Source organism: Winslowiella arboricola, assembly GCF_025527015.1.
Classification (GTDB): Bacteria; Pseudomonadota; Gammaproteobacteria; order Enterobacterales; family Enterobacteriaceae; genus Erwinia; species Erwinia arboricola.
In genome coordinates, this window is the sequence record NZ_JAODIM010000043.1 from 421,432 (window position 1) to 434,491 (window position 13,060).

Annotated in this window: 10 protein-coding genes; 9 read left to right on the top strand and 1 reads right to left on the bottom strand. The window is 54.3% G+C overall.

Annotated elements, in window-relative coordinates:
* Nucleotides 1-2: 2 nt before the first annotated feature.
* From N5923_RS19425 to N5923_RS19450, 6 genes are all read left to right on the top strand, one after another.
* Entirely contained in the window at nt 3-1,022 is a 1,020-nt protein-coding gene (locus tag N5923_RS19425; protein WP_267144729.1) for an ABC transporter substrate-binding protein, read from the top strand.
* A 343-nt stretch (nt 1,023-1,365) separates the two neighbouring features.
* Entirely contained in the window at nt 1,366-3,435 is a 2,070-nt protein-coding gene (locus N5923_RS19430) for a TonB-dependent receptor (RefSeq protein ID WP_267144728.1), read from the top strand.
* Nucleotides 3,435-4,349 (top strand): ABC transporter substrate-binding protein, encoded by a 915-nt coding sequence (locus tag N5923_RS19435; protein ID WP_267144727.1) that lies wholly within the window; start codon nt 3,435-3,437, stop codon nt 4,347-4,349. Before N5923_RS19430 ends, N5923_RS19435 begins: the two co-directional genes overlap by 1 nt.
* On the top strand, nt 4,346-5,329 hold the full coding sequence (locus N5923_RS19440; protein ID WP_267144726.1) for a FecCD family ABC transporter permease: 984 nt from the start codon (nt 4,346-4,348) through the stop codon (nt 5,327-5,329). Before N5923_RS19435 ends, N5923_RS19440 begins: the two co-directional genes overlap by 4 nt.
* Nucleotides 5,329-6,360, top strand: a complete 1,032-nt coding sequence (locus N5923_RS19445) for a FecCD family ABC transporter permease (RefSeq protein WP_267144725.1) — start codon at nt 5,329-5,331, stop codon at nt 6,358-6,360. Before N5923_RS19440 ends, N5923_RS19445 begins: the two co-directional genes overlap by 1 nt.
* A gap of 12 nt (nt 6,361-6,372) precedes the next feature.
* Nucleotides 6,373-7,152, top strand: coding sequence for an ABC transporter ATP-binding protein (locus tag N5923_RS19450; RefSeq protein WP_267144724.1), 780 nt, complete (start codon nt 6,373-6,375; stop codon nt 7,150-7,152).
* A 12-nt stretch (nt 7,153-7,164) separates the two neighbouring features.
* Here N5923_RS19450 and N5923_RS19455 read toward each other — a convergent pair whose 3' ends face one another.
* Complete coding sequence (locus tag N5923_RS19455) at nt 7,165-7,791, bottom strand: TetR/AcrR family transcriptional regulator (protein ID WP_267144723.1); 627 nt, start codon at nt 7,789-7,791, stop codon at nt 7,165-7,167.
* Nucleotides 7,792-7,884: 93 nt separating this feature from the next.
* Between N5923_RS19455 and N5923_RS19460 the strand changes: the two genes are divergently transcribed.
* The 3 genes from N5923_RS19460 to N5923_RS19470 all read left to right on the top strand — a co-directional run bounded on the left by N5923_RS19460 (nt 7,885) and on the right by N5923_RS19470 (nt 13,031).
* The gene (locus N5923_RS19460) at nt 7,885-8,481 is read left to right on the top strand and encodes an NAD(P)H-dependent oxidoreductase (RefSeq protein WP_267144722.1); all 597 of its coding nucleotides are present in this window, start codon (nt 7,885-7,887) and stop codon (nt 8,479-8,481) included.
* A 218-nt stretch (nt 8,482-8,699) separates the two neighbouring features.
* On the top strand, nt 8,700-11,087 hold the full coding sequence (locus N5923_RS19465; protein WP_267144721.1) for a membrane-bound PQQ-dependent dehydrogenase, glucose/quinate/shikimate family: 2,388 nt from the start codon (nt 8,700-8,702) through the stop codon (nt 11,085-11,087).
* A 297-nt stretch (nt 11,088-11,384) separates the two neighbouring features.
* Nucleotides 11,385-13,031: a methyl-accepting chemotaxis protein gene (locus N5923_RS19470; protein WP_267144720.1), complete on the top strand. Its 1,647-nt coding sequence runs from the start codon at nt 11,385-11,387 to the stop codon at nt 13,029-13,031.
* The last annotated feature ends 29 nt before the right edge of the window (nt 13,032-13,060 follow it).

Consider the following 13,060-nt stretch of genomic DNA (forward strand, 5'->3'; position numbering starts at 1 on the left):
GAATGAATAAGCGCCTGGTACTGCCGCTGCTGACGGCACTCGGTCTGGCAATAACCAGCCATTTTGCCGTTGCGCATACAGTGACGGATGATGCGGGCAATCAAGTGGAGGTGGCACCGCAGGCATTGCGCATTGCGGATGGCTGGTATGCCCATCACTCACTGCTGATGACGCTGGGGGCAGGGGATCGCATTGTCGCCACCGTCAACCATGCCAGAGATCGGCCATGGATGTTTAAGATCCAGCCGTCGCTGCATCAGGCGCTGTCGGTGCCGGGACGCAGTTTTAACAGCGAAACTCTGCTGGTGCGTAAAGTCGATACGGTGTTTGTTGCGGCGGAAGATGGCGATGCCGCGGCTTATCGTCAGGCCGGTTTGCCGACGCTGGTGATGCGTTTTGATGATTTCCCGTCAATGAAGCATTCATTACTGACCACCGCCGAGGTGGTGGGTACCGATCGGGCGCGTCAGCGGGCGAAGGCGTACAACGCTTACCTTGATCAGCAAGTGACGCGAATTGCTGCGCGCACCGATAAGCTTAGCGAACAGCAACGCCCGCGCGTGCTGCATATTCAGTCGCTGCATCCGTTAAAAGTTGATGGTCGCAACACCTTAATCGACAGCTGGATCCGGCTGGCTGGCGGGCGCAATGCGGCAGCGGAAGTTGATGGCAATATGAAAGAAACCTCTGCCGAGAACGTGCTGTTCTGGCAACCTGATGTGATTATTATTGGCGCCGGTGCGGGCAGTATTGCCGGTTCCGATTACGCCTCGCTGTTCAGCAACCTGAAGGCGGTGAAAAATCATCAGGTATGGCAAAATCCGGCCGGGGTGTTTCCGTGGGATCGCTACGGCACGGAAGCGGCATTGCAGATTCAGTGGGCCGCCGCCACTCTGCATCCTGAGCTGTTTGCCGACCTGAATATGGTGCAAGCGACGCAGGATTTCTATCAGCGCTTTTTTGATTATCAACTGACTGCATCGGATGCTAAACGGATCCTGCAAGCGCTGCCCCCGGGCTAAACGCGCAGCGCGGCAGATTGGTAGTTGGTGATCTCTGTCACAAATCGCCATTTCCGCTGTCAGTTACGGGCAGCGGGAATTTTTTCTATAAAATCATTATTAACCTAATAATTTCAACTTATTGGGATAAGTCCGCCATAAACTGTAAGGTTTTGGTTAGCAATGCGTAACCGGGTATATCAACTATTTTCAGCTTGTTACTAATTGTTGATAATGATAATAATTCCGTTCTCATTATCAATTACCGGCTCAAATGATGTTTATCAATGTGTTGCGTTCCCCTGATCTTTCCCGTTTCCCCTCCAGCGTTCGCGGCATCAGGATCAGGACGCTCGCTTCACTGATGCCACTGCTGCTGGTTTTTCCGCTGCAAGCGGAAGCGGCCGACGACAATAATAACGAGATGGTGGTCAGCGCCAGCCGCACCGCAACGGAGAAAAAAGACTCTCCGCAGGTGGTGACCATTATCAGCAAACAGCAGATTGAACAGCAGCGGCAGCTTACCTCTGATACCTCGCAGATCCTCAGCAATCTGTTACCGGCATTTTCACCCAGCCGCCAGAAAATGAGCGGTAGCGGCGAAACTTTCCGTGGCCGTATTCCGCTGGTGCTGGTGGACGGTATTCCGCAGTCCAACCCGCTGCGGCCTACCGGGCGGGAGATGCACACCATCGATGCATCGATGATCGAAAGGATCGAGGTGATTCATGGCGCCAACGCCAGTAACGGCATCGGCGCCTCGGGCGGGGTAATCAACCTGATTACCCGCCGCCCGGAACCCGGATCGTTTAATCAGCACTTTAGCGTCGAAGCCACCACGCCGACCTCGCAGCTGAACAGCGAAACCATGAGCTACAAAACCACGTATGCGGTCGATGGCCGCGAAGAGTATCTCGATTATATGTTTGCCGTCAGCTATGAGGATCAGGGGCTGTTTCTCGACGGTAATCATAAACCGGTCGGCGTGGATAACACCCAGGGCGACCTGATGGATTCACGCGCTTACGATATTCTCGGTAAAGTCGGTTACTGGCTGGATGACGATCAACGTATTCAGCTGAGCGTTAATCGCTACCAGCTGAAAGGCAGGAACCAATACCTCAGCGTTACCGGCGACCGCGAACAGGGCATACCCACCGGTTCGGTAAAGGGCACGCCGCAAGGCGAAGCGCCATTTAACAGTGTCTGGACTACCGGCATTACCTACGATAACTACAACCTGGCCGGCATGAAACTGAATGCGCTGGCGTTTTATCAGCAATATGAAGCGCTGTTTGGTTCAACTATCTCCGGTTCCTTCCAGGATCCGGCGATTGCGCCGGTCGGCACGTTATATGATCAGTCGCGCGCGGTAACCTCTAAATACGGCAGCAAAATGTCGCTGACCAAAGATGATCTGTGGGATGACTATCTGAAGGTCACGCTGGGCTTCGATACCCTGTTTGATTCATCAAAACAGGATCTGTGGGGCACCCATCGCACCTATGTACCAGAGGTGAAATACACCGATTTGTCGCCATTTATGCAGCTGGAAGTGGCGCCTGTGGAGTCAGTTAAACTGTTTGGCGGTGTGCGTTATGAATATGCGCGGCTGGATATCGACAGTTATCAGACAATCGCTTCCGCCAACAGCGTAACGGTGGGTGGTGGCAAGCCAAGTTTTGATAAGACCCTGTATAACGTTGGCGCAGTATGGACACCGGTTGAACAGCTGAGCCTGTTCGCCAACTACTCGCAGGGCTTTACCATGCCGGATGTCGGACGCGTGCTGCGCGGGATTAATACGCCGGGGATGAGTGTCGACAGCTTCCTTAATCTGCAACCGATTGTCACCAATAATACCGAGGTCGGTTTCCGCTTCCAGCAGCAGCCGTTTGATCTGGAAGTCAGCTACTACAAATCAACCTCCAAACTGGGCAGCCGGGTGGATCGGGTCGGTGATATGTATGTTACCCGCCGTGAGAAAACCGAGATTGACGGCATTGAAACCGCAGTGGGTTATGCGGTGACGGAAAACCAGAAGCTGAAGCTGGGCTATTCCCATATGCGTGGTCGCTATGACAGTGATGATAATGGCAGCCTCGACGCTAAAATGGATGGCCTGAACGTTTCGCCGGACCGCATTATCGCCAGCTGGTCAGCTAACTGGACACCGCAGTGGTCGACCTTTATCCAGGGCAACTGGGCATTAAGCCGCAGTTTCGACGAAGAGGATAAAGAGTTTAGCGGTTATGCCCTGATTGATGCGGCGGTCGGTTACACGTTGCCGCGTGGTCGCCTGAACCTCGCGGTGTCGAACCTGCTGGATAAACAGTACATCACTTATTACTCGCAGAGTGCGCTGGTCGAACCGGATCGCTATTTTGCCGGTCGTGGCCGTACGCTGACGCTGGGCTATAACGTTGATTTCTGATGCGTAATCATGACCGCTCAAGGCGCAGGCTATTGCAGCTGGCGGCAGGCCTGTTCGCCAGCACCCAGATAATGCCGGGTCGCGCAGCATTGTCATCTTCACCATTACGGGTGATCACGCTATTTCAGGGCGCAACCGACAGTGCGGTGGCGCTGGGGGTGATCCCCTGCGCAGTGGTGGAGGCCTGGAGTGAAAAACCTGACTATCGCTATTTACGTCCGGCATTACAGGGCGTGGCGCATGTCGGGCTGGAGACGCAACCCAGCCTCGAAGATATCGTGCTGCTGCGCCCGGATGTGATTATCGCCTCACGCTTTCGTCATCAGGCCATCGCGCCGTTATTGCAACAGATTGCGCCGCTGGTGATGCTGGATACGGTATTTGAATTTAAGAAAACGCTGCGGGTAACTGCGATGGCGCTTAACCAGCAGCAGATGGCAGCACATTTACTCAACCAGTGGCAGCTGCGGGTGGCGAATTTACGGCAGCGGCTACAACAGAAATTCGCCGATCGCTGGCCACCCACGGTGTCAGTTTTGGATATCCGTGAAGATCATCTGCGCAGTTATCTTCCCGTCAGTTTTCCCGGCTCGGTACTGAGTGAACTGGGCTTCGCCTGGAGCGCTGAAGCCAAAGCCGCCAGCGGCGTATCGATCAAACTCAACGGTAAAGAGAGCCTGCCAGTGGTCAACGCCGATATCTTTTTTGTTTTTCTGCGCGCCGATAAAGCCGCAGTACAACAGCATTACCACAGCCTGCAACAGCATCCGCTCTGGCAGCAGCTGCGCGCGCCACGCCAGCATCAGGTCTGGCAGGTGGATGGTGTCGCCTGGAGTCTCTCCGGTGGGATTCTTGGCGCGAACCTGATGCTGGATGATATTGAAGGTCAGATGCTGGCGGGTGTCAGCCGATGAGCCAGGGGCTGAAATTGCTGTGTGCCGCTGGCGTGCTGCTGCTGGCAATCTTTATCAGTCTGATGAGCGGGGCGCGCTGGATCCCCCTGTCACAGGTGAGTGCCGCGTTTCTGTATCCTGAACCGCTGAATGTCAGCCATATTCTGGTGACCAGTACGCGGCTTTCGCGCACTCTGGTGGCGGTGGCGGTCGGAGCCAGTCTGGCGGTGGCGGGGGTTTTAATGCAGGCGCTGACCCGCAATCCGCTGGCATCGCCAGGCCTGTTTGGCGTCAATGCTGGCGCGACCTTCGCCGTGATTGTCGGTAGCTCACTGTTTTCCCTTACCTCACTGCATGCCTGGCTATGGCTGGCGTTTATCGGCGCGGCGATTGCCGGTGGGCTGGTATGGCTGATCGGTAATATGGGGCGCGGTAGTCTCAGTCCGTTACGCATTGTGCTGGCCGGTGCATCGATTACCGCGCTGTTCACCGCCTTCAGTCAGGCAATGCTGGTTATTGATCAGGAAGGACTGGATACCGTGCTGTTCTGGCTGGCTGGCTCGCTAAGTGAACGTAGCCTGCAACAGGCTCTGCCGCTGCTGTTGCTCTGCCTGACAGGGATAACGGCGGCAACCGCGCTTGCCGGACAGGTGAATGTGCTGAATGCAGGCGATGAAATTGCCACTGGTCTGGGTCAGCGTACTGGTCTGATTCGCCTGCTGATAAGCGTGGTGATTATCGTGCTGGCCGGTAGCGCGGTAGCAATGGCGGGCAGCATTGGTTTTATTGGCCTGGTGGTGCCGCATATGGTGCGCAAAGGGTTATCGATCGATCACCGCTGGTTAGTGCCGGGAAGTGCGCTGGCCGGGGCGAGTTTGCTGCTGCTGGCGGACAGTCTGGCGCGGGTGGTGATTCTGCCGCAGGAGGTGCCGGTGGGTGTGATGACCGCGCTGTTTGGTGCGCCATTCTTTATTATGCTGGCGCGGCGCGGGAGGGGGTAATGGCGCACCTTATCAATCTGCGTTCCCGCCGTTTTTCGCGCCAGATCAATCTGGCAACTTTGGCGCGCTTGCTGCTGGCTGCGCTTGCCAGCTTACTGGTGGTGACTATTTCGCTGATGTCGGGCAAGGTGACAATGTCACCTGTCACGCTGTTGCGCATCCTGTTTTCTCAACAGGATGCCAGCCTGAGCTTTATTGTTGAACAGCTGCGCTTACCGCGCATTCTGCTGGCCGCCCAGGTCGGCGCGGCGTTAAGTGTTTCCGGGCTGATTCTGCAATCCATTATTCGTAACCCGCTGGCTTCACCGGATCTGCTGGGGATCACCAGCGGCGCTGGCGCGGCGGCGGTACTCTATCTCTCCTTCCTCAGTATGACATTCGGCGCACAGTATCTGCCGCTGGCGGCAATCTGCGGCGCCGGGATTGCGGTGCTGCTGGTCTATGGTCTGGCGTGGCAACAGGGTGCATCACCGTTACGGCTGGTGCTGATTGGCGTCGGCGTCTCGGCATTACTTAGCGCAATTACCACCTTTTTACTGGTGTTTAGCCCGCTGACCACCACCTTATCGGCATACGTCTGGCTGACCGGCAGCGTTTACGGTGCCAGCTGGCGTGAAACCACCTCGCTGGCCTGCTGGCTGCTGGCTTGTCTGCCTTTGCTGATAGCGCTAAGCCGTCAGGTGATGGTGCAACAGCTGGATGACGGGCTGGCAATCGGGATTGGTGTGCGTGTTGAATGGCTGCGCGTCGGATTGTTGCTGGCCAGCGTCGCGCTGGCCGGTGCGGCCATCGCGTGGGGCGGTGCAATGGCATTTGTGGGCCTGATTGCGCCGCATATTGCCAGGCGTCTGGTGGCGTCTGGCTTTGCCAGTCAGGCGGTAATGGCCGCGTTGTGTGGCGCGATGCTGGTGATGCTGGCGGATCTGGCCGGCAGGGTGTTGTTTTTACCCGCCGATCTGCCCGCCGGGATTTTTGTCGCCGCGCTGGGAACGCCGTTCTTTTTATATTTACTGATTAAACAGCGTCATTAAGGAAGCTGAACTATGGCGTCGATTGCGACTGATTCACTGACCCTGAGTTACCAGCGTCAGACCATTATCGACGGACTGGATCTCAGTCTGCCGCCTGCCAAAGTGTCGGTGCTGATCGGCAGTAACGGCAGCGGTAAAAGCACCTTGCTGAAATCGTTCGCCCGTCTGCTGCAACCGCAACAGGGAAAGGTGATCCTGAATGGCAGCGATATCCGGCAAAAGCCGACCGCCACGGTAGCGCGTGAGCTGGCAATCCTGCCACAAATGCCCAGCGCGCCGGAAGGGATAACGGTGCGGCAACTGGTTAGTCTTGGTCGCTATCCGTATCAGAACTGGCTACAACAGTGGTCGGCGCAGGATGAAGAGCAGGTCAATCGCGCGCTGCAGCAGACCGGGATGGAGAGCCTTGCGGCTCGGCCGGTCGATGCACTCTCGGGCGGACAACGGCAGCGGGCGTGGATCGCCATGACGCTGGCGCAGGATACCGGTATTGTGCTGCTGGATGAGCCAACCACCTTTCTCGATCTGGCGCATCAGATGGAAGTGCTGGATCTGTTGCGTGATCTCAATCGTAACCAGCAGAAGACCATAGTAATGGTGCTGCATGATCTTAATCTGGCCTGCCGCTATGCCGACCATCTGGTTGCCATTCATAACCGTACGGTATATGCGCAGGGCGCACCCGGGGAGATTCTTACCGAACAGCTGGTCAACACGGTGTTCGGTCTGAACTGCCGGATTATTGCCGATCCCTTTTTTGCCACGCCGCTCTGCATTCCCTTTGGCCGCTAGCGGCTGCAGCGATCAATTCGCTGCGGCGTTTCTGTCGACCATCGCGACAATGCTGGCAAACAGCTCATCTTTTGCCTGCCCGGCGCTAATCTCGCCACTGGCGGCGGCCCAGGAGAGGGATTCTGCCGCGCCAAGCATCGCCCACAGCGCGGCCGGGGGAAGGGTGGCACCATGGGTAAACGGGGCGAGAATCACATGGCATTTGTCGATAAACAGTTTCTGATACTCATACTTCAGCTTTTCCAGCTCCGGCGTACCGGTTAATGCGGCGATCACCCCCTGAATTTCACGTCCCTGGTGCACTACACAGTCGACATAAGAAGAGGCGATCACGGTGGCTCTGGCAGCCAGCGTGGCTTCACTGCGGGCAAAGGCCGCATCCATTAACGCGGTCTGACTGGCGTCGTATTGCTGATAAAGAACGGCAAACAGCCCGGAGCGGGTACCAAAATGGTCATACACCACTGGCTTGGTGACACCAGCCTGCGTCGCCAGCCGACCCAGGGTCAGGGCTTCGCTGCCTTCGGCGCGGATCAGTTGCCAGGCCACTTCCAGTAGCTGCTGGAACCGTTCTTCTCGTGCTAAACGAATACGCGGTTGATTGCCTTTAACGGCCTTATGGGGTTCACGGGTTGACATGGTTATATACCAAAGGTAAGTTACTAAAGGTAATCTACTGTTGGTATACAGGCTACCCCGGTAGTCCCTCACAAGCAAGCAGGAGCCAGGTCCATGCACGCACTTATTGTTGTTGCTCATCCACTTACTGATTCGCTTACACATGCCGTGGCGGCGCAGATCGCCGCTGGCGTCAGCCAGTCCGGCGCAGATAACAGTGCTGAAATTGCCGATCTGGCTGCTGACGGATTCGATCCACGTTTCGGCAAGGCCGATATTGCCGCATTTAACCTGCAAGCCGCCTTTCCGGCAGATGTTATCGCCGAGCAGCAGCGCGTTGACGCCGCTGATGCGCTGGTGCTGGTTTATCCGGTTTACTGGTGGTCAATGCCTGCATTAATGAAAGGATGGATTGATCGGGTATTTAATAACGGCTGGGCTTATGAAGATGCTGATGGCCGGGTAATTAAAAAACTGCAACATCTGCCGGTGCATCTTGTGGCAATTGGTGCGGCCGACCACGGCACCTGGCAGCGTCATGGTTACGATGTTGCGATGCACACTCAGGTCGATCATGGCATCTTTGATTATTGTGGCGCACCGGTAAAAAGCTCAACTTTGTTGTTACAGGAGCAGGTAGAAAATCATCTGCAAACCGCACAAACCCTTGGCACTCAGCTGTTCACGAGCCATCGCGCTAACGCCAGCTAACCGGATTTGCCAACCGCAGCTACACTCATCACATTACTCCCTCTCTTTACTAACTGAAACAATTTACAGCGAAACTATTAACTAACCGTAATAGTTTCGCTAAATACATAAATTAAATAGTATTTTTTTTCAATCGTATTTTCGTTAAATTTACGTTGTTGAAATGTAATGTTTCGTAAGGGTGAACTTTGCCCGTTTGTACACATTGAGAGAATAAGATGATTAACAAATTAACGAGTATTGTTATAGCGATTATTGGTATCGCTATACTTTACATGGGTGGACAGCTGTTGCTGATTGGCGGGACACCATTTTACGCCATTATGGCAATCGGTTTACTGATTACCGCTATTTTCCTGTTTAAAAACAAGAGAGTGGCTTTAACAATCTATGCGGTGCTGATGTGGATCGTGCTGGCATGGATGATCTATGAAGTTGGTTTCGATAAATGGCAATGGATCCCGCGTGGCGACCTGATTGGTGTTATCGGCGTCTGGCTGGCGATGCCATGGGTGGTGCGTCCGCTATATAAAACGGAAAAGCGTAAATTCCATCCTTTCCTCGGTGGCACCGTCATTATTATTGTTGCGGTGGTGATTGGTCTGATGTTCTACGATCCCTTGCCACAGAAAGGGGATATCACTACGCAACGCAACGCGACTGATACTGAAGTTGCGCAGAATGACTGGACCGCTTACGGCGGCACCACTAACGGTTTGCGTTTCTCCGGGTTAAAGCAGATTACTAAAGATAATGTTAATAATCTGGAAGTGGCCTGGACTTATCATACCGGTGATGTGCGCGATGCGGATAAAGATGCGACCGAATATACCTTTGAAGCCACGCCGCTTAAGGTGAACGATACCGTCTATTTATGTACGCCGCATAATGAAGTGCATGCGCTGAATCCGGAAACAGGCGAACTGAAATGGAAATATCAGCCGGAAAAAGACCGTTCGTATCTGCAACAGCACCAGACCTGCCGTGGCGTCAGCTACTATCAGGCTCCGGCTGCCGCGCCTTCCGCTGAAGCTAACAGCCAGCCAGCATTGCAGAGCCCGGCGCTGTGCCGCAAACGTATTTTCAACGCCAGCACCGATGCTAAACTGATTGCGCTGGATGCTGATAGCGGCAAGCTTTGCGCAGATTTCGGCAATAATGGCGTGGTGGATTTACGCGCCAATATGGGCACCATTCGCCCGCATGCGCTGATGCAGACTGCTGCACCACTGGTGGCCGGTAATCTGGTGATCGTCGGTGGTTCCGTGATGGATAACGGCTACAACGCCGGTAACCCATCAGGTGTAATCCGCGCTTATGACGCGACGACAGGTCGTCTGGTATGGAATTTTGATCCGGCGAATCCGGATAAAACCCAGCCGATTGCGGCTGATCAGAGCTATCCGCAGGATACGCCAGTTGCATGGGGCACCCTGAGCGCGGATGTGAAAAATGGCCTGGTGTATGTGCCATTTGGTAATGCTTCCCCGGATGAACTGGGAATTGAGCGTAACCCGGAAAGCAATACCGAAAAGTTCCGCGATACGCTGGTCGCGCTGGATCTGAATACCGGCACCTTTAAATGGCGCTTCCAGTCATCGAAACACGATCTCTGGGACCGTGATAACCCGTCACAACCCTCACTGCTGGATATCGATTATCAGGGCAGCAAACAACCGGTGGTTATTTTACCGACCAAGACCGGTAACCTGTTTGTGCTGAATCGTCTGACCGGTCAGGCGGTCTATCCGATTAATCAGGTGGATGTTTCGACAGAAGGTGGCGTGAAGGGCGAGAAATTTTCCGCCACGCAGCCGGTGTCAAAACTGAACTTTATTCCTGATCCGCTCAGTGAAAAATCGATGTGGGGCCTGACGCCGTTTGATCAGATGGCCTGCCGTATTGACTTTAAATCTCTGCGTTATGACGGTAATCCATGGACTCCGGCAACCGAACAGGGCTCGATTATCTTCCCGGGCAATATCGGGGTGTTTAACTGGGGCTCAGTGGCTATCGACCCGGAGCGTCAGATTCTGATCGCCTCGCCGGTACGCCTGGCATACAAGTACAATCTGATCAAACGTACGCCTGAAACCGCTGACAAGCGTCTGTTTACTAAAGATGGCACGCCTTACTGGAATGAAAACTTTGAAGGCGATTATGCCATTCATATTCAGCAGCTGGCTTCCGGCCTGGGTATTCCCTGCATTGCGCCACCGTGGGGCCGCATGGTGGGTGTCGACCTGACGACCGGTAAAACCGAATGGCTGCGCCGCGTCGGTAACACCAAAAACCTGAAAACCACCTTCCTGCCGGGTCGCTTCCCGATTGGCTTCCCGATGGGGATGGTGGCGCATGGTGGGCCGTTAGTCACTGCCGGTGATGTGGTATTCCACGGCGCGACGGCGGATAACTTCTTCCGTGCTTACGATATCAACAGCGGCGAAATGCTGTGGCAAACCGAGCTGCCAGCCGGTGGCCAGGCTACGCCGTCGACTTATCTGGGTGCGGATAACCAGCAGTATGTGGTGATCGCTGCCGGTGGTCATGGTTCGCTGGGCACCACCGCCGGTGATGCGGTTGTCGCTTTCCGCCTGAAAAAATAAACGCTGACGTTAGCGAATGCTCTGCAAAGCCCGGCATCGTCCGGGCTTTTTTTTTAAAAAAAGCCGCTAATTTCGCTATAACCCTCAGAGTCTGCACACAATAAAATTAGCAAGTCCTGCCAGTAAAAATTAATGCTTAAAGCCCTGCATCATCTCTACCGATAACTCACCATAAGTGAAAGTTTACCGAGGTGATTACCGGCCTGTATCCGACCCATATGTTAAGTCTTCCGAATAATAAGCCAGGGATAACGCGATCGCTCGCGTCCAAAAACTATATAAGAATCGAGGGTTAGCATGACAATTACAAAAAGACTGTTTTTAATTTTTACCTTGCTGGCACTGTCTCTCTGCACCCTGACAGCGGTTTCACTGTATGTGATTACCGGTTTTCAGGACAGATTTGAATATGTGCAGGCGAATGCAATTCCGAGTATTAAAGATCTGAACAAGTCTATCAGCACCAGTAATCAGCTGAGAGTGGCGATCTATGAGCATAAAGGTACGGCTGACAATGGTATGCAGGCCGATATTGAAAAACGCATTACCGATCTGATTGGTCAGTTAAAATCGCTCACCGAATATTATATGGCGCATGATATCTCCAGCGATCTGGATAAAACCATGACGGAAGATGCGTTTAAAAATATCGCCGCTGTTGAGGCTGCATTGCCCAATTTTATCGCCGCTTCCCGCGCGCACGATGATGTTGCCAGCCTGGATACTATTAAAAGTGATAATGGCGTCGGTGCTGCGGTGCGGAAAACGGTCGATGAATTTAATCGCCAGATCCAGCTGAATATTGATATTGGTGATGAGCTGCGTAAGCAAAATGCCGCCATCTATTCGTCGGTATTTTGGAGTATGTTGGCCGCTGCGGTGCTGGTGATTTTGCTGGTTGGCGCACTGGCGTTCAGAACTATTTTCAACGTGCGTAACAGCCTTAACAGTATTCAGCGTGTGATGGAAAATGCCAGTGAAACTCTTGATCTTACCCTGCTGGCGAACACTGCCCGCCAGGATGAGATCGGTAAAACGGCTGCAGCATTTAACCACCTGACCTCGCGCGTGTCCGGCGTGCTGGCGGCAGTGACCTCGTCAGCCCAGTCGGTCAGTTCTGCGTCGACGCAAATCGCTGCGGGTAACGAAGATCTTTCCGCGCGTACCGAAGAGCAGGCGGCATCACTGGAGCAGACTTCAGCCAGTATGAGTACGCTGAACGACACCGTGAAACTGAATGCCGAAAACGCCAGACAGGCCAGCATGCTGGCAAGCAGCGCCAATGAACTGGCGCTGAGCAGCGGTAACTCGGTAGCGGCGATGGTCGGCACCATGGAAAATATCAGAAGCAGTTCGGCAAAAATTTCCGATATTACCGGCCTGATTGAAGGGATCGCATTCCAGACCAATATTCTGGCGCTGAACGCGGCAGTAGAAGCCGCGCGCGCTGGTGAGCAAGGGCGTGGTTTTGCTGTGGTGGCCAGTGAGGTGCGCAATCTGGCGCAGCGATCGTCCACCGCCGCGAAAGAGATTAAGGATCTGATTATTACCTCTTCGCAACTGGTGGCCAGTGGTTCAGTGCAGGCGGCTGACGTTGGCGAGAATATGTCCAAAGTGCAGGGTTCGATTCGCCAGGTGGCCGATATTGTCGGCGAAATGGCGGCGGCAACGGCAGAACAGAGCCAGGGGATTGAACAGGTTCATCTGGCAGTTGGACAGATGGATTCTGTGACCCAGCAAAACGCCGCGCTGGTTGAAGAGGCTTCTGCTGCCTCTCAGTCTCTGCAGGAACAGGCGGCGACGTTGAGTAATCTGGTCAGCGCATTTAAGGTGCAGGGCGATAGCGCTGTTACCCGTCCGGCTGCAGTGGTGAGTACCGCAAAGTTAGCGCCAAAGAAAAATCTGGTACTGGCTGATTCAGGTGAAAACTGGAGTTCATTTTAATCTGTTAAATTAATCCGCTAAGCGCTTAG

Coding starts and splice junctions, on each gene's coding strand:
- N5923_RS19425 (WP_267144729.1), top strand. CDS start 3: ATGAATAAGCGCCTGGTACTGCCGCTGCTGACGGCACTCGGTCTGGCA.
- N5923_RS19430 (WP_267144728.1), top strand. CDS start 1,366: ATGCCACTGCTGCTGGTTTTTCCGCTGCAAGCGGAAGCGGCCGACGAC.
- N5923_RS19435 (WP_267144727.1), top strand. CDS start 3,435: ATGCGTAATCATGACCGCTCAAGGCGCAGGCTATTGCAGCTGGCGGCA.
- N5923_RS19440 (WP_267144726.1), top strand. CDS start 4,346: ATGAGCCAGGGGCTGAAATTGCTGTGTGCCGCTGGCGTGCTGCTGCTG.
- N5923_RS19445 (WP_267144725.1), top strand. CDS start 5,329: ATGGCGCACCTTATCAATCTGCGTTCCCGCCGTTTTTCGCGCCAGATC.
- N5923_RS19450 (WP_267144724.1), top strand. CDS start 6,373: ATGGCGTCGATTGCGACTGATTCACTGACCCTGAGTTACCAGCGTCAG.
- N5923_RS19455 (WP_267144723.1), bottom strand. CDS start 7,791: ATGTCAACCCGTGAACCCCATAAGGCCGTTAAAGGCAATCAACCGCGT.
- N5923_RS19460 (WP_267144722.1), top strand. CDS start 7,885: ATGCACGCACTTATTGTTGTTGCTCATCCACTTACTGATTCGCTTACA.
- N5923_RS19465 (WP_267144721.1), top strand. CDS start 8,700: ATGATTAACAAATTAACGAGTATTGTTATAGCGATTATTGGTATCGCT.
- N5923_RS19470 (WP_267144720.1), top strand. CDS start 11,385: ATGACAATTACAAAAAGACTGTTTTTAATTTTTACCTTGCTGGCACTG.